The sequence below is a fragment of the Streptomyces glomeratus genome, from assembly GCF_021462825.1.
Lineage (GTDB): Bacteria > Actinomycetota > Actinomycetes > Streptomycetales > Streptomycetaceae > Streptomyces > Streptomyces glomeratus.
The window spans coordinates 40,828-57,525 of sequence record NZ_JAKEEB010000006.1 but is presented as its reverse complement, the minus strand read 5'-3'; the positions used below and the strand labels follow the sequence as shown (position 1 = coordinate 57,525).

General features: G+C 72.0%; 14 protein-coding genes. 4 read left to right on the top strand and 10 right to left on the bottom strand.

Annotated elements, in window-relative coordinates:
• Window positions 1–22: 22 nt before the first annotated feature.
• On the bottom strand, window positions 23–1,051 hold the full coding sequence (locus LZ604_RS09260; protein WP_234514064.1) for an LLM class flavin-dependent oxidoreductase: 1,029 nt from the start codon (window positions 1,049–1,051) through the stop codon (window positions 23–25).
• Between the two features lie 220 nt (window positions 1,052–1,271).
• Between LZ604_RS09260 and LZ604_RS09255 the strand changes: the two genes are divergently transcribed.
• Entirely contained in the window at window positions 1,272–1,604 is a 333-nt protein-coding gene (locus tag LZ604_RS09255) for an Rv1322 family protein (RefSeq protein ID WP_234514062.1), read from the top strand.
• A gap of 16 nt (window positions 1,605–1,620) precedes the next feature.
• Here the strand turns inward: LZ604_RS09255 and LZ604_RS09250 are convergent, their stop codons facing one another.
• From LZ604_RS09250 to mce, 7 genes are all read right to left on the bottom strand, one after another.
• Window positions 1,621–2,490 (bottom strand): ABC-2 transporter permease family protein, encoded by an 870-nt coding sequence (locus tag LZ604_RS09250; protein WP_234514060.1) that lies wholly within the window; start codon window positions 2,488–2,490, stop codon window positions 1,621–1,623.
• Complete coding sequence (locus LZ604_RS09245; RefSeq protein ID WP_234514058.1) at window positions 2,487–3,770, bottom strand: ABC transporter ATP-binding protein; 1,284 nt, start codon at window positions 3,768–3,770, stop codon at window positions 2,487–2,489. The genes LZ604_RS09250 and LZ604_RS09245 overlap by 4 nt, the downstream gene beginning before the upstream one ends.
• A gap of 127 nt (window positions 3,771–3,897) precedes the next feature.
• Window positions 3,898–4,671: an ABC transporter permease gene (locus tag LZ604_RS09240; RefSeq protein ID WP_234514057.1), complete on the bottom strand. Its 774-nt coding sequence runs from the start codon at window positions 4,669–4,671 to the stop codon at window positions 3,898–3,900.
• Between the two features lie 3 nt (window positions 4,672–4,674).
• Window positions 4,675–5,664, bottom strand: a complete 990-nt coding sequence (locus tag LZ604_RS09235) for an ABC transporter ATP-binding protein (protein ID WP_234514056.1) — start codon at window positions 5,662–5,664, stop codon at window positions 4,675–4,677.
• Between the two features lie 77 nt (window positions 5,665–5,741).
• The gene (locus LZ604_RS09230; RefSeq protein WP_234514055.1) at window positions 5,742–6,677 is read right to left on the bottom strand and encodes a coiled-coil domain-containing protein; all 936 of its coding nucleotides are present in this window, start codon (window positions 6,675–6,677) and stop codon (window positions 5,742–5,744) included.
• 180 nt (window positions 6,678–6,857) lie between these two features.
• Window positions 6,858–10,706 (bottom strand): polarized growth protein Scy, encoded by a 3,849-nt coding sequence (gene scy / locus LZ604_RS09225; protein WP_234514054.1) that lies wholly within the window; start codon window positions 10,704–10,706, stop codon window positions 6,858–6,860.
• A 234-nt stretch (window positions 10,707–10,940) separates the two neighbouring features.
• Window positions 10,941–11,381 carry a methylmalonyl-CoA epimerase gene (gene mce / locus LZ604_RS09220; protein ID WP_234514053.1) on the bottom strand — a complete coding sequence of 147 codons (441 nt, stop codon included), beginning with the start codon at window positions 11,379–11,381 and terminating at the stop codon, window positions 10,941–10,943.
• 149 nt (window positions 11,382–11,530) lie between these two features.
• Between mce and LZ604_RS09215 the strand changes: the two genes are divergently transcribed.
• The 3 genes from LZ604_RS09215 to LZ604_RS09205 all read left to right on the top strand — a co-directional run bounded on the left by LZ604_RS09215 (window position 11,531) and on the right by LZ604_RS09205 (window position 15,320).
• Window positions 11,531–12,733, top strand: a complete 1,203-nt coding sequence (locus tag LZ604_RS09215; RefSeq protein WP_234514052.1) for an acetyl-CoA C-acetyltransferase — start codon at window positions 11,531–11,533, stop codon at window positions 12,731–12,733.
• Between the two features lie 47 nt (window positions 12,734–12,780).
• Window positions 12,781–13,737, top strand: coding sequence for a methylmalonyl Co-A mutase-associated GTPase MeaB (gene meaB, locus LZ604_RS09210; protein WP_234514051.1), 957 nt, complete (start codon window positions 12,781–12,783; stop codon window positions 13,735–13,737).
• A 332-nt stretch (window positions 13,738–14,069) separates the two neighbouring features.
• Window positions 14,070–15,320, top strand: a complete 1,251-nt coding sequence (locus LZ604_RS09205; RefSeq protein ID WP_234514050.1) for an MFS transporter — start codon at window positions 14,070–14,072, stop codon at window positions 15,318–15,320.
• Between the two features lie 24 nt (window positions 15,321–15,344).
• On the opposite strand, the gene LZ604_RS09200 is transcribed toward LZ604_RS09205, so the two are convergent.
• Entirely contained in the window at window positions 15,345–15,821 is a 477-nt protein-coding gene (locus LZ604_RS09200) for a MarR family winged helix-turn-helix transcriptional regulator (RefSeq protein WP_234514049.1), read from the bottom strand.
• Between the two features lie 92 nt (window positions 15,822–15,913).
• Window positions 15,914–16,666, bottom strand: a complete 753-nt coding sequence (locus tag LZ604_RS09195; protein WP_267971158.1) for an AIM24 family protein — start codon at window positions 16,664–16,666, stop codon at window positions 15,914–15,916.
• Window positions 16,667–16,698 lie beyond the last annotated feature (32 nt).

Below are 16,698 nucleotides of genomic sequence, written 5' to 3'. Positions count from 1 at the left end.
CCCGGGGCCCGGCCCGGCGGGCTCATCGGAGCTGGGGGAGCACCTCGGCACCCAGCCTGCGCACGTTCTCCTCCGTCGCCGCGAGGTCCCCGGAGCCCTCGACGAGCAGAGCGAAGCGGTTGATGCCCGTCCGCTCGGAGGTCGCGGTGAGCCGGTCGGCGCACAGCCGTGGGGTGCCCACCGGGTGCAGCCCGCAGAGCAGTTCGGTGTACGCCAGCGGGTCCCGCATCGTCCGGGCCCGGCCGTCGACCGTCACATGCGCGTCGAGTCCCTGCTTCAGCCAGCCCGGCATCGCCTTCGTCAGGGTCTCCACCGCGTCGGTGCGGCGGTCGGCGATCTGGCAGACGCCGGCCGAGACATGAGCGGCGCGGGCGACCACGTCCCCGTCGATCCCGGCCGCGTGCGCGCAACTCCGCCACAGCGCGACCATGTCCGCCTTCTCCTCGTCCCCGACATGCATGCCGAGGAGCATCGGCAGACCCCGCTCCGCCGCCAGCCGTACGCTCGCGGGTGAGGTGCAGGCGACGACGACCTCGGGGCCCTCGGTGTCGGTGAGCGACTCGGACGGGCGGGGCACGACCGGGACTTCACGGAAGGTGAATCGTTCCCCCTGAGCGGCGACGGACGGTTCGCGCAGCCAGCGCACCAGCAGATCGAGTGATTCGGGGAAGTCCGTCTCGTACGCCCGAAGGCCCGGGCCGAAGACCTCCAGGTCGACCCAGGGGCCGCCGCGCCCCACCCCCAGGGAGAAGCGCCCGCCCGTGGTGAGGTGCAACAGAGCGGCCTGCTCGCCGAGCGCCACGGGGTGGGAGGTGGGCAGGACGCTCACCGCCGTGCCGACCCGGATCCGGTGGGTACGGCCCAGCAGGAGGGCCGCCAGAGTGATCGCGGACGGACACGTCCCGTACGGCACGAAGTGGTGCTCGGCCAGCCACACCGTGTCCAGGCCCGCCTCCTCGGCGACCTCGGCCGACCGCACCGCGCGGTGCAGCGCCTCCCCTTGGCCCTGGCCCGGAAACTGGGCCGCCAGTACAAAACTTCCTACCTGCATGGCACTTCCTGCTTTCCTGGCTCCGACGCGGAGCTCCCCCACCCGGCATAACTGCCTGACATGTGCCCAAGTCACGGCCTCGAGGAGAGATTTGCGGATTGTCTGCAGAATCAGTCGGTGGGAGGGGGTTCTGTCAGGGTTGGGGACGTACGCGTACCCCGACCCGCGCCGCGTAGGCTGGATACGGCCCCTGCTCCCTGTATAGCCCGTGAGGTGATCCGTGTCCCCGCGTCGCAACCGCCCCAAGGGCTCAGGCTCGTCCGGTCGGAGCGCGGAGGAGGACGACAGGTCCCGCTACGGCGGTCGGCAGACCACCGAGAGCTGGGGCGGCGAGGAGTGGAGCGTGCGCCATGTCGCGGGCGCCGCGGCCGAGGGCAAGACCTACCGCTGCCCAGGTTGCGACCAGGTGATCCCCTCCGGCGTCCCGCATGTGGTGGCCTGGCCCGAGTACGCGGGCGTGGACGACCGACGGCACTGGCACAGGGCGTGCTGGAACGCGAAGGACCGCCGCACCACGCGGGTGCAGCGGTCCCGTAACGCGCCGAGGCACTGAGGCCGGGGCGGGCGGCCTACACGTCCCGCCGCTCCAGCAGCAGCCAGGCTCCGGCGAAGACGACGGCGGTCACCCCCGCCATGATCCACAGCGGGTCCCAGCCGGACGGGCCCGACCGGGTCAGGGAGTTGGAGTAGAAGACGCTGAGCTGGTTCGGGATCGAGTACTCGAACAGGGCCGTGCGCACGCGGTCGAGCGACTCCGAGAACATGAACAGCGCGATGACCAGCGGGGCCAGTACAAGGCCGATCATGATGGTGATGGCGCCGGCCGAATGCCGGATGACCGAGCCGACGGCGAGCGACAGCAGCCCGAGCAGCGCGAGGTAGAGCGAGATACCGAACGTGCCCTTCAGCCACTCCATGCCCGAGGGCTGCCGGGCCCCGTCGAGCAGGGCCGCGTCGGCGAAGGCCACGAGGCCGACGGAGAGCAGGCTCACCGTGAACGCGACCGCGAAGAACACCACCGCCTTCGCCGCCAGCACCCGGCCGCGGGAGGGGCACGCGACCATCGTGGTCCGGATCATGCCGGTGCCGTACTCGGAGGCGGTGGTCAGCACCCCGAGCGTGATGAGGCAGATGCTGCCGAGCAGCAGCCCGAACACGCCGAACGACAGCGGGTTCTCGCCGGACAGGTCCGCGTCCCCGGACTTCGCGGCCACCAGCAGGGCGACCAGCAGACCGATGCCGACGACGAGGAGAAGGAATACGCCCAGCGTCCACATCGTGGAGCGCACCGACCTGATCTTCGTCCACTCCGAGGAGATGGCGTGCCCGAGGTGCGTGCGCACCACGGGGATCGGCGAGGTGTAGGTGGGGTACGCGGAGCCGGGGGCCGCCTGCCAGGCGGGCGCGGCCTGCGGCATCGGGGGCTGGGGCGTGCTCATCGGGCGTCCTCGGACTTGGTCAGGTCGGCAGCAGGGGCAGGGGCAGGGGCGGGTGTGGGGGCAGGGGCAGGCGCGGGGGCGGCGGGAGCGGCCGGCGCCTGCGGGGCGGCCGCGGGGCCGGGCGAGGTGGCCGGAGCCGGCGCCTGCGGGGCCGGCTGCGCGTAGGGGTTCGGCCCACCGTTCGTGCCGGGCGCGCCCGGGCCGCCGTAGGGGCCCGCGGGCGGCTGTCCGGGCAGCGCGAACGGCTGACCGCCCTGCTGGGGCGGCGGCGGGGCGTACCAGCCCGGCTGGCCCTGCCCCGGCACCGGCACCGGAGGCTGGACTCCGGGCGGCAGCGGCTGCATCAGCCCGGCCTTCTGGTCGATGGTCGAGCGGTAGTCGACCGCGGCCTGCGTCATCCGCATGTACGCCTCCTCCAGCGACGCCTGGTGCGGAGACAGCTCCCACAGACGTACGTCGGCTTCGTGCGCGATGTCGCTGATGCGCGGCAGCGGCAGCCCGGTGACGCGCAGGGCGCCGTCCTGCTCGGGCAGCACATGCCCGCCCGCCTCGGTCAGCGCGGAGGTGAGCTTCTCGCGCTGCTGCGACTCGGTGTCGGGCGTGCGCACCCGCGCGAAGTCGGCGGAGTTCGCCGAGATGAAGTCCTTGACGCTCATGTCGGCCAGCAGCTGCCCGCGCCCGATCACGATCAAGTGGTCCGCGGTGAGCGCCATCTCGCTCATCAGGTGGGAGGAGACGAAGACCGTTCGGCCCTCGGCCGCGAGCGCCTTCATCAGGTTGCGCACCCAGAGGATGCCCTCGGGGTCGAGGCCGTTGACCGGTTCGTCGAACAGCAGCACCTGGGGGTCGCCGAGGAGCGCGGCGGCGATGCCGAGGCGCTGGCCCATACCGAGGGAGAAGCCCTTGGACCGCTTCTTGGCCACGTCCTGGAGCCCGACGACGCCGAGCACCTCGTCGACCCGGCGGGCCGGGATGCCCGACAGCTGCGCCAGGCACAGCAGATGGTTGCGGGCGGACCGGCCGCCGTGCACGGCCTTGGCGTCGAGCAGGGCGCCGACCTGGCGGGGGGCGTTCGGCAGCTTGCGGTACGGGTAACCGCCGATGGTCACCTGCCCGGCGGTGGGGTTGTCCAGGCCGAGGATCATCCGCATGGTCGTCGACTTGCCCGAGCCGTTCGGCCCGAGGAAGCCGGTGACGGCACCCGGCCGCACCTGGAAGGAAAGGTTGTACACGGCCGTCTTGTCGCCGTAGCGCTTCGTCAGGCCGACTGCCTCGATCATGCTCCGCACCCATCGAAAGGTTCAGGACGTCGGGGCCCACACTGCCCCCGTAAGGGTTAGGAGGATATCCGGGCGCTGACGGTTCCACTCAAGAGAACGTAAAGCCCCGCAGGTCACAACCGGACGCTCAGGCGTCCCGTCGCCTCAGCAGGACATACCCCCCGGCCAGCGCCGCGGCCACCCACAGCACCATGATCCCGAGCCCGCCCCAGGGGCCGTACGGGGTGTCGTCGCCGAAGCTCGGCACGACCTGCAGGATCCTGCTTCCGGCCTGGTCGGGGAGGAAGCGGCCGACCTTCTTCGTCGCCGAGACGCTCCCCAGGACGGTGGAGATCAGGAAGAAGAACGGCATCAGGATGCCGAGCGACAGCATCGGCGAGCGCAGCATCGCGGCGATGCCCATGGAGAACACCGCGATGAGCGTCATGTAGAGCCCGCCGCCGAAGACCGCGCGCAGAACGCCGGGATCGCCGAGCGACGCCCGGTAGGGCCCGAGCATCGCCTGCCCGAGGAAGAAGGCGACGAAGCTGGTGACCACGGACACGACCAGGGCGAGCGCGGCCGCCACGGCGATCTTGCCGAACAGGAACGTGCCGCGTCGGGGGACCGCTGCCAGCGAGGTGCGGATCATGCCCGTGCTGTACTCGTTCGACACCACGAGCACCCCGAACACGATCATCGCGAGCTGACCGAGGCTCATCCCGGCGAAGCTGACGTAGGTCGGGTCGAAGAACAGCCGGTCGGCCGGGTTCGCCCGGTCGAACTCGTTCCGGGTCAGGGCCGAGATCAGCACGCCGAGGACCACGGTGACGACCAGGGCCAGGGACAGCGTCCACAGCGTGGACGCCACCGACCGGATCTTCGTCCACTCCGAGCGCAGGACCTGGGTCACCGCCGTCACGGCTCAGGCCCCCTTCCGCCGGCCGGCGCCCCACCCGGTGCCCCACCCGGCGCGCGAGGCCTGCCGCGGCCAGGAGCCGCCGGGGACATCGGAGTGCGCGTGGTACTCCACCGCCTGCGCCGTCAACCGCATGAATGCCTCCTCCAGCGAGGCATGCCGGGGACTCAGTTCGTGCAGCACGATCCGGTGGCGGGCGGCCAGCTCGCCGATCAGCTCCGCCTTGCCGTCGTCCACCTCCAGCGCGCCGCCGCCGCACTCGACGACCGTGATGCCCGCCTCGTGCAGCACGTGGAGCAGCCGCTCGCGCTGCGGGGAGCGGATCCGGACATACGACCGGGAGTTCTGCCGGATGAAGTCGGCCATGGAGGTGTCGGCGAGCAGCCGGCCCTGACCGATGACCACGAGATGGTCGGCGGTCAGCGCCATCTCGCTCATGACATGGCTGGAGACGAACACGGTCCGCCCCTGCGCGGCGAGGGACTTCATCAGGGTGCGGATCCAGTGGATGCCCTCGGGGTCGAGTCCGTTGGCCGGCTCGTCGAACATCAGGATGCGCGGATCGCCGAGAAGCGCGGCGGCGATGCCGAGGCGCTGGCTCATGCCGAGCGAGAAACCCTTGGCCTTCTTGTGCGCGACGGACGTCAGGCCGACGGTGTCCAGCACCTCGTGCACGCGGGTGAGGGGGATGCCGTTGCTCTGCGCGAGGCACAGCAGATGGTTGAAGGCGCTGCGCCCGCCGTGCACGTCCCCCGCGTCGAGCACGGCCCCGACACACGTCAGCGGATCTTTCAGCTCGTCGTAGTGCCTGCCGTCGATGCGGACGTCACCGGCGGTGGGGTGGTCGAGTCCGAGCACCATCCGCATGGTGGTGGACTTCCCGGCGCCGTTCGGCCCGAGGAAGCCGGTGACGAGGCCCGGTCTGACGGTGAACGTGAGGCCGTCGACCGCCAGTTTCCCGCCGTACCGCTTGGTCAGCCCCTCGAGCTCGATCATGTGGTCACGCTAGAACGGCACAAAGCCCCCCGCCACCGGAGTGGCAGGGGGCTTCCCGGACGTCGGGACGCCGGACGTTACCGGGACTGCTGCGCCGGAACCCCGCGGGAGATCGGCTCGTCCTCGGCGGGCGAACCCGCCGCGGCCACAGCCGCGCCCGTGAGCGTCGCGAGCATCTCGCGCACGTTCGTGAGCTGGGCGTTGATGGAGTCGCGACGGTTCGTCAGCGCCGCCAGCTCGCGCTCGGATTCCGAGCGGATGCGGTCGGCCTTGGCGTTCGCGTCGGCCACGATGTCCTCGGCCTGGCGCTGGGCCGTCTCCACCGTCTGGCGGGCGCGGCGCTCGGCGTCCGTGCGCAGCTTCTCCGCCTCCAGGCGCAGCTGCTCGGCACGGTGCTCGATCTCCGCCAGGCGCTTCTCGGCCTTCGCCTGACGGGAGGCCAGGTCGCGCTCGGACTGCTCGCGCCGCTTGGCGAGGTTGGTCTCGAAGTCCGCGGCGGCCTGCGCGGCCTTGGCGCGGGTCTCCTCGAAGAGGGCGTCCGCCTCCTCGCGCTTGGACTGCGCGTCCTTCTGCGCCTCGGAACGCAGCTGCGAGGCGTCGCTCTTGGCCTTCTCGACGATGCGGACGCCCTCGTCCTCGGCCTTGGCCTTGCGGTCCGCAGCGAACGATTCCGCGTCGTTGCGCACCTGCTGGGCCGCCGACTCGGCCAGCTCACGGTGCTGCTCGGCGGCGCGGCGGGCCTCCTCGCGCAGGTCCTTGGCCTCTTCCTCGGCGAGTCGGAGGATCTTCTCGACGCGCGCGCCGAGACCCGCGTACGACGGCTCCGCGTCGCTTACCTGGGCCTGGGCGTTCTGCGTCTCGAGGTGGAGCTCCTCGATGCGCTTTTCCAGAGCGGTGATGCGGGCTAGAGCACTGTCACGGTCGGAGACGAGCTTGGAGATCCGTTCGTCCACCTGAGCGCGGTCGTACCCACGCCGCACAAGCTCGAAGCCGTAGGGGGAAGTGTCGCTCATGGGGTTCCTGTCGAATGAGACCGGTGAGGTGATAGGGGAATCCTAGGGGCCGAAGCGGTGTGTCATCGAGCGGATGCGTGTTTGATCTGGAGAATGACACTCCTTTCGGGTGGCTAACTGTCTGAGGGCTTGCCAGGACCTGCGTGAAACGCCCGACAAGCACAGAATCCTCACTACTTGCTAGCCGTCCGAGCCCTTGCCACTCGAACGGGGCGCCCCCACGGCCGCGCCCGCCTTGACACCTCCGTCCTTCCCGCCGGACGGGGCCTCGAAGGACTCCAGCGCCTCCAGGACGTCCTGGACCCGGGAGATCTCCGCGTTGATGTCCTCGCGCCGGCGCACCAGGATCTCCAGCTCCCGCTTGCCCTCCTCGACCGCCTTGCGGGCCTCGCGGATGGCCTCGGCCTTGATCTGCTCGGCCTCGGAGACCAGCGTCGCCTTCTTCTGCTCGGCCTCCTTCAGCAGGCCCTCGGCCTTCTTGACCGCGGCGATACGGACCTTGCCCGCCTCGGAATTGGCCTCCGAGATGGTCTCCTTGGCCTGTGCCCTGGCCTTCTCCAGCTGTTCCTCGGCGGCCTTGACCAGCGCGTCGCACCGCTCGCCCGTCGACTTCATCGCCTCGGCGGACTCGCGCCGGGCCCGCTCGTGCAGCTCCTCGATCTCCGCCGTGATCCGCCGGCGCAGCTCCTCCGCGCGCTCCCGGATCGCGGTCGCGTCCCGCCGAGCGCCGACGAGGAGTTCGTCCGCGTCCGACCGGGCCCGCTCCACCAGCGAGTTGCCCTCGACCGTCGCCTCGGCGACCAGGCGCTCGGCCTCCTGGCGCGCGGCCCCCACCATCGTGTCGGCCTGCGCCTCGGCGTCCGCCGTCGTCTTGTGCGCGGTCTGCTGGGACTCCGTGAGCAGCTTGTCGGCCTCGGCCGCGGTCTCCGAGATGAGCTTGTCCACCTGCTCGGCAGCCTCGGAACGCCGCTTGTTGGCCTCCTTGCGGGCCTCGTCCAGGGTGCGCTCGGCCTCCTCGCGCGCGGCCGTGGTGACCCGCTCGGCCTCCGCCTCCGCGTCGGCCTTGAGCCGCTCGGACTCGCTGCGGATGCGCTCGGCGTGCGCCTGCGCGGATCCGACCGTCTCGGCGGCCTCGGCGCGCAGCCGCTCCGCCTCGTCGGTGGCCTCCGAGAGCAGCGCGTCGGCCTTGGCCACGGACTCGGCCCGGACCCGCTCGGCCTCGGCGGCGGTCTCGGCGGCCAGCCGTTCGGCCTCCGCCGTCGCCTCGTTGACGAGGGTGTCCGCCTGCGCGGCCGCGTCCGAACGGATCCGGTTCGCGTCCTCGCGCGCCTCCGCACGCGTGCGTGCCGCGTCCTGATCCGCGGTCGCGATGGTGTCCGAGGCCTCCGTCCGCACGCGCTGGGCGTGTTCGGCGGCGTCGGAACGGACCCGCTCGGCTTCGGCGATCGCCTCCGTGACCGTCCGCTCGGCCAGCGCCTTGGCGGCCTCGGTCTCCTCGGCGGCCTCCCGGCGGATGCGGCTCGCGTCCTCGGAGGCCCGCTCCCGCTCCGCGTAGGCGTCGGCGCGGACCCGGTCGGCCTCCTCCTGCGCCTCGGTGCGCGTACGCTCCGCCGCGTGCTCGGCGGCCGAGCGCAGCCCGGTGATCTCCTCCTGGGCCTGCTCGTGCAGCCCGGCCACGGAGTCCCGCACCTGCTGGGCGTGGAGCTCGGCGGCCGACACCATCTCGGTGGCGCGCCGGTCCGCCTCCTCCACCAGGCGTACGGCCTCGGCCTGGGCCTCCTCGACCCGGGAGCGTGCCACGGCGAGCAGTTCCTCGCTCTGCTCACGGGCCCGCTCGCGCTCCTGGTCGGCCTCCTGGCGCGCGGAGCCGAGCAGCTCCTCGGCCTCGCGCCGGCGCCGGACGGCCTCCTCCTGTGCGGCGGCGAGCGTCTCCGTGGCCTCGACGGCCAGCCGCTCGGCGGCGGCCTGGGCCTCGGCCCGCACCCGGTCGGCGGTGTCCTGCGCCTCCGACTTCAGCCGCTCGGCCTCGGCCGCGGCGTCCGTGCGCAGCCGGACGGCGATGGCCTCGCCCTCCGCGCGGGAGGCGGACGCGTCGGCGGCGGCCTCCGTGCGCAGCCGGTCGGCCTCGGCCTCGGCCTGCGTCTGGAGCGTACGAATGCGCTCGGCGGCCTCCGTGCGCAGCCGGTCGGCCTCCTCGACCGACTCGCGGCGGATCCGCTCGGCCTCCGCCCGTGCGTCGGCGAGCGCCTGCTCGGCGGAGACGAGCCGCTGCTCGGCCTCGGCCTGCAGACGGGTCAGCTCCTCGGCGGCCTCCGTCCGGCGGGCCTCGACGGCCCGTTCGGCCTCCTCGCGCAGGGCGCGGGCCGCCCGCTCGGCCTCCTCCTTGATCGCGTCCGCCAGCTCGACGGCCTCGGCGCGCTGGGTCTCGGCCTCCTTGCGGGTGCGCTCCAGGGTCTCCTCGGCCTGGCGGCGCAGCGTCGAGGCGCGCTCGATGGCCTCGGTGCGCACCTTCTCGCTGTCGCTGGTGGCGGTCTGGCGCAGCTCGTCCGCGTCGGCCTTCGCCTTGGCGAGCAGCTCCTCGGCGGTCTTGGCCGCCTCCTCGATCTGCTGGACGGCCTCCCGCCGGGCCTCGGCGCGGATCCGCTCGCCCTCGGCGACCGCCTCGGAGCGCAGCTGCTCGGCCTCGCCGCGCAACCGCCGGGCCTCCTCCTGAAGCTCGACGGTCTTGGCCCGGTACTCCTTGGTGTCGTCCTTCGCCGCGCCCTTGAGCTGCTCGGCGATGTCGTGCGCCTCGGCGCGCAGCCGGTCCGCCTCGGTCTCGGCCTCCCGGCGGATCCGCTCGGCCTCCTCGGTGGCGGCCTTGGTGGTCGCCTTGGCGTCCTCCGACGCCTTGGTGAGGACGTCCTCGGCCGTGCGGGCGGTCTTGGCGAGCTGGGAGGCGGTCTCCTCGGCGGTGATGCTGCGGGCCTTCTCGGCGGCCTCGGCGACGATCTTCTCGGCCTCGGCGCGCGCGTCGGCGACCACCTGCTCGGCCTCGGCCTTGGTGGACTCCGCCTCCTTGGTGGCCTCGCCGACCAGGCGGGCGACCTGTTCCTTGGCGGTGCGGGTGCGCTGCTCGTTGGCCGACTCGGCGTTGGCGAGCGCCTTGGCGGCGGCCTCCCTCGCCTCGGCGACGACCTTGTCGGCCTCGGCGCGCGCCTCGCGCAGCGCCGCCTCGGCCTCGGCCATCCGCTGCTCGGCGGCCCGGCTCAGCTCCGACGCCTGACGACGGGCGGCGTCGGACTCGCTCGCGGTGGAGGAGCGCAGCTGCTCGGCGTGGTCGGTGGCCTCCTGGGCCTGGGTCGACGCGGCGTTCAGCAGCCGCTCGGCGTCCGCGCGGGCCCGGCGCAGGAGCTGGTCGGCCTCGGCGCGGGCGGCCTCGGCGTCGCTCTGGAGGCGCTGCCGGGCCTCGGCGGTGAGCCGCTCGGCCTCCGCGCGGGCGGCGGCGAGCGCCTGTTCGGCCTCGGCGCGGGACTCCTCGACCAGCCGGCGGGCCTGCGACTCGGAGCGGGCGCGCAGCTGCTCGGCCCAGGCGACGTTCTCGTTGACGTGCGACTCGACGGTGGCCCGGCGCTCGGCGAGCTCCTGGTCCAGCTGCTGGCGGCGGGCGACGGCCTCCGCGTGCAGCTCGGCCTGGAGGCGGGCGGCCTGCTCGGCGTGCTCCTGGAGGATGCGCTGGGTCTGCGCGCGGGCCTGGCTCAGCTCCCGCTCGGCGTCCGCGCGCAGCTGGTCCGCCTGCATCTGCGCCGTACGGAGCATCTGCTCGGCCTGGTAGCCGATGTCGGCCCCGTCGTAGGCGGGACGGGTCATGAGCGTGCGCCGCGCCTCGTGCAGCTTGGCGCGCAGCACCTCGACCTGGTAGCCGAGGTCCTCGGCGTGCTGGATCGCCTTTTCCCGCTCGGTCTTCAGCCGCTCCATCTCGGCCTCGAACCGAGAGAGGTGGTCGACGTCAGCCGCCGGCTCTCGCTCCTGGCGTTCGTAGCCCCGCACTGCGCGGTCCCATCCGTCCCCTGGTCGCAAGTCTCTCCAAACGAGCTCCGTCCATCCGCCGAACGGGGCCCCCGGGGAATGGTGTCAGATCAACGGCGGAGCATGGGCTGCTGCCCCGACGCTCGTCCCCCGAAACCCGGACCCCGGTCACGTGTCCCGCCGCTCACGGAGGGACACGGTCGCCCTGGTGGAGCGGCGACCGCCCCCAACCCTACCGGCCCTTATGTACGGGAGTCAGTGCTCAGGTGACTCAACAGCCGCCGATGTGACGAGTTCTGTCAGCACACCATGGCAGTCCTTGGGGTGCAGGAAGGTGATCCGCGACCCCATGGAACCACGGCGCGGCTCCTCGTACAGAACGCGTACGCCCTTGTCCCTGATGGCCTCGGAGTCCCCGTCGACATCCGCCGTACCGAAGGCGATGTGGTGCACGCCCTCGCCGTTCTTGGCCAGCCACTTCGCCACGGTGGAGTCCTCGCGGACGGGTTCCAGCAGCTGGAGGTAGGAGGCGCCGCCGTCGTCCGTGTTGTTGATCTTGAGCATGGCCTCACGCACGCCCTGCTCTTCGTTGACCTCGGTGTGGAACACGGTGAAGCCGTACGTCGAGGTGTAGAACTCGACGGTCTTCTCCAGGTCGAAACAGGCGATCCCGATGTGGTCGATTCGCGTCAGCATGGAATCAGTGCAGCGCTCCGGGCGTGGTTACGCAACGTGCGCGCGATCACACTGACGGCCCGATGACGGGGTGCACTACCCCTCAGTACATTCGAAGTAAACCCTCGTTCACTCCTCGGCCTGTGCAGGCCGGAAGGGGATCGCCGCTCATGTCTGGAACCAACAGCACGACCTCCGTCATCGTCGCGGGTGCCCGCACCCCGATGGGGCGGCTGCTCGGCTCGCTGAAGTCCTTCTCCGGAGCCGACCTCGGCGGCTTCGCCATCAAGGCCGCCCTCGACCGTGCGGGGATCGGCGGCGACCAGGTGCAGTACGTGATCATGGGGCAGGTGCTCCAGGCCGGGGCGGGGCAGATCCCGGCGCGTCAGGCCGCGGTCAAGGCGGGCATCCCGATGAACGTCCCGGCCCTGACGATCAACAAGGTGTGCCTGTCGGGTCTGGACGCGATCGCGCTCGCCGACCAGCTGATCCGCGCGGGTGAGTTCGACGTGATCGTCGCGGGCGGCCAGGAGTCCATGACCAACGCCCCCCATCTGCTGCCGAACTCCCGCGAGGGTTTCAAGTACGGCGCCGTCCAGATGCTCGACGCCATGGCCCACGACGGCCTGACCGACTCCTTCGAGGGCGTCGCCATGGGCGAGTCCACCGAGCGTCACAACACCCGTCTGGGCATCGGCCGCAAGGAGCAGGACGAGATCGCCGCCCTGTCCCACCAGCGGGCCGCGGCCGCCCAGAAGAACGGCATCTTCGAGGCCGAGATCACCCCGGTGGAGGTGCCGCAGCGCAAGGGCGAGCCCGTCGTCTTCAGCAAGGACGAGGGCATCCGCGGCGAAACGACGGCGGAGACGCTGGCGAAGCTGCGCCCGGCCTTCAGCAAGGACGGCACCATCACGGCCGGCTCCTCCTCGCAGATCTCGGACGGCGCGGCGGCCGTGGTCGTGATGAGCAAGGCCAAGGCGCAGGAGCTGGGCCTGGAGTGGATCGCCGAGATCGGCGCCCACGGCAATGTGGCGGGCCCGGACAACTCGCTCCAGTCGCAGCCGTCGAACGCGATCATGCACGCGCTGAAGAAGGAGGGGCTGGAGGTCTCGGACCTCGACCTGATCGAGATCAACGAGGCGTTCGCGGCGGTTGCCGTGCAGTCAATGAAGGACCTGGGAGTTTCCGCCGAAAAGGTGAACGTCCATGGCGGTGCCATTGCCCTGGGTCACCCGATCGGCATGTCCGGCGCCCGGATCGTCCTCCACCTCGCCCTGGAGCTGAAGCGCCGCGGCGGAGGCGTCGGCGCCGCCGCGCTGTGCGGTGGCGGCGGTCAGGGTGACGCGCTGATCGTGCGGGTACCCAAGGCCTGAGCGCACTCGATCCGACCTCTTTACGCGAGCACGTGAACGGAGCTGTGATGCAGGACGTCTCCTCGCTGGTGGCCCAGGCCAGGGAAGGCCGGCCGCGCGCCGTGGCCCGGCTGATCTCCCTGGTGGAGGGGGCGTCCCCGCAGCTCAGGGAGGTCATGGCGACACTGGCCCCGCTGACGGGCAACGCCTATGTCGTGGGTCTCACCGGCTCCCCGGGCGTCGGCAAGTCCACGTCCACGTCGGCGCTCGTGACGGCGTACCGCAAGCAGGGCAAGCGGGTCGGCGTGCTCGCCGTGGACCCGTCCTCGCCCTTCTCGGGCGGCGCGCTGCTCGGCGACCGGGTCCGGATGTCGGAGCACGCCTCCGACCCCGGCGTGTACATCCGGTCCATGGCCACGCGCGGCCACCTGGGGGGCCTCGCCTGGGCGGCCCCGCAGGCGATCCGGGTGCTGGACGCGGCGGGCTGCGACGTGATCCTGGTGGAGACGGTGGGCGTGGGCCAGTCGGAGGTGGAGATCGCCTCCCAGGCGGACACCTCGGTCGTGCTGCTCGCCCCCGGGATGGGCGACGGCATCCAGGCCGCGAAGGCGGGCATCCTGGAGATCGGTGATGTCTACGTGGTCAACAAGGCCGACCGCGACGGCGCGGACGCGACCGCGCGCGAGCTGAACCACATGCTGGGGCTCGGGGAGGCGCGGGCTCCGGGCGACTGGCGCCCACCGATCGTGAAGACGGTCGCGGCGCGCGGCGAGGGCGTCGACGAGGTCGTGGAGGCGCTGGAGAAGCACCGGGCGTGGATGGAGGAGCGGGGCGTGCTGGCGGAGCGCCGGCTGGCCCGCGCCGCCCACGAGGTCGAGACGATCGCGGTGACGGCCCTGCGGGAGCGGATCGGCGATCTCCACGGCGACCGCCGGCTGAGCGCGCTGGCCGAGCGCATCGTGGCGGGCGAGCTCGACCCCTACCGGGCCTCGGACGAACTGGTGGCGGGGCTGACGAACGGCTGACGGCCCCGCGCCCGTACCGGGACCCGCACGGGCCGTGCCCGTGCGGTGGGCTCGTGCGGGTCGCGTCCGTGCCGTGGGCTCGTGCGGGTCGTGCCCGTGCCGGGACCCGCACGGGCCGCGCCCGTATCGCAAACCCGTACGGGCCGCGCCCGTGCCGGGGTCCCGGGGGCCGGAAATCCCGTGGCCCGCTCCGGCACCCGCTGATACCTTGATCCACGTGTTCCTCCTCTTGGCATAGGACCCGCCCCGGCCCGCGATCGGCGTACGGCAGTCGGCCGTGACGCGTCGCGGCACTCAGGCGTCCCGTCCATGCCTCATGCCGAGGAATTCCTGTGTCTGCGCCCTCTTCCGCGCGGCCTTCCTATGCCGCCGTTCTGCGTGTCCTGTATGCCCGCCGCACTTTCGCCGCCGCACTGGCCGGCCGGCTGTCGTACGGGACGGTGCCCCTGGCCGTCATGCTGTCGCTGGCCCGGGCGACCGGGTCCTACGCCCTGGCCGGTACCGTCATGGCGCTCTTCGGGGCCATGACGGTCCTCCTTTCGCCGCCACGGGCGGCTCTCGTCGACCGCTACGGACCGCGGCGGGCCCTGGTACCGATGGCGCTGATCCATTCGGGGCTGCTGGCGGCGTTCGCCGCCGCGAGTCTGCGGCCCGGCGCGCCGCCGCTGCTGCTGGGTGGCCTCGCGGTCGCCGCCGGCGCCTTCCCGCCTCCTCTGGGCCCCACCATGCGGGCCGTGTGGAGCGAACTCGTCGACGACCCGCGGCTGCTGAGGCGTGCGTACGGCCTTGACGGGGTGGCCGAGGAGCTGCTGTTCGTGTCCGGACCGCTGCTGGTGGGCGCGGTGGTGCGCTGGGCTCCGCCGGCGGCTGCGGTGGCGCTCGGCGCGCTGCTGCAGGCGGCCGGGACCGTCGCCTTCGTCTCGTCCCCGGCGGTGGGCGGCGCGCACCCCGACGCCGGGGAGCCGGAACGTCCCACGGGAGGGCCGCGGCCGGGGCGGGTGCCGGCGGCGCCGGTGCTCGTGGCCGCCGGAGTGGGACTCGCGGTCGGCGCCCTCGAGCTGCTGGTCCTGGCCTTCGCCGAGGAGCGGCGCTACGGCGACGACGCCGCGGCCTGGGTGCTGGCGGCGCTGTCCGCGGGCAGCGCCCTCGGCGGGCTGGTGAACGGGGCGGTGGACTGGCGCACGAGCGCCCGCGTCCGGCTGCCGCTGCTCGCCATGGCCCCCGGGCTGGCGCTGGCCGTGGCGGGACTGGCCTCCGGCCTGGCCTTCCTGACCGTGACCGTGGTCTGCGCGGGCCTGTTCATCGCCCCGGTGCTGACGACGGCGTATCTGCTCGCGGACGAGTCGGTACCGCCGGGCATGCGCACCCGGGCCGGAGCCTGGGTCAACATGGCGGTCAACGCGGGCGGTTCGGCCGGTTCGGCGGCGGTGGGGGCCCTGGTGGGCCGGCTGCCGCTGGGGCTCTGCTTCGTGGTGTCCGGGGCGGTGACCTGTGCGGCGGCACTGGCCGCCGTGCCCTTCGGGCGCCGCCGGAGGCGGCCGGCGATGCCGCAGCAGTCGCCGGCCGCCCCCGCGGCACCGTGAGGCCAGGCGTGCGCCGGGGCAGCCCTACGGCTTGCCCCGCTGCCCTCTGAGGTGCTCCGCGATCGGGCGCAGAGACTTGTGCAGCTGCTCCAGCTCGTCCGGGGAGAGCAGATCCATGAAGTGTCTGCGCACCGACGCCACATGGTGGGGCGCGACCTTCTTCATCGTTTCCAGGCCGTGGTCCGTCAGCACGGCGAACAGGCCCCGTCGGTCGGACTCGCAGTTCTCGCGGCGTACCAGATTCGCGTTCTCCATGCGGGTGATCTGATGCGAGAGGCGGCTCTTGGACTGGAGGGTGGCGGCCGCGAGGTCGCTCATGCGCATGCGCATGCCCTCCGACTCCGAGAGGTTCACCAGAATCTCGTAGTCGTTCATCGTCAGGCCGAACGGCTGCAGATCCCTTTCGAGTTGGTACGTCAACAGCCTGTTGACCTCCAGGTGGGTGCGCCAGGCGCACTGCTCCGCATCGGTCAGCCAGCGCGTGGCCGTCTCGGTCTCCATGAATGAAGTCTACCTAAAAGGTTGAAAGGCGAACTAGTGAGGGTGGTGTGACAGTGCGCACGCGTTCGACGTCACACTCCGCAGACTACCGCTCACAGCCCGAAGCGACGCTGGAGGTCTCCCAGCTGTCCGGGAAGGCGCGGTGTCCCCGGCTGTCCCTGATGACCGGGTACCCCTCCGCCGCCCGGTACGCCGGGCTCGTGTGGAACCGCTCCCGTCGCCTGCTCCGCCATAAGTGTCTCCGACGACTGGAGCAGGACCGTGCCCGCCCCGACGAACTCGAACTGGTGCTCCTCCCCGGAGGCCCCGCCCAGGCCCGTCATCGCACGTAGACCGCCCCATACGCCCGTCAGATACCCATGGTCGTAATGGTGGCAGGGGGACGGGCAGTCGGCCCAGCCGACCAGGGCCTGCGGGTCCACCCGGATCGGGGGTTCCATGAACACCACCGGACCGTTGGACGCGGCCACGAACTTGCCGGTTCCGATCAGCGTGAGGAAACCCGGAATGATCGACTGCTTGAGTGCGAGACTTGGCTGAAAAGCGAGCAGGTTGCCCGAGCGAATGGTCAGATTGCCGTCGTCCAGGTCGTAGGAATTCACATCGAAGGCCCGGTCGGCGAGGAGCATCTTGCCGGAGCCGTCCGCCACCACCCAGTCGCTCGCGTGCAGTGGCGAATGGAACGACGTACGGACCAGACGGTCGAGTCGGCCGTTCCCGATGCCGTTGAACTCGATCGAGCCGTAGTAGGCGATCATCTTCCCCTTCTGCAGGAACCACTGGCTCCCCTTGAGCTCCACGCAGAAGGTGTACTTGTCGACGTTGTCGTCGGCCGGCAGCGTCATCGGGTCGTGCACGACGGGGCCGGCGCCCGGGT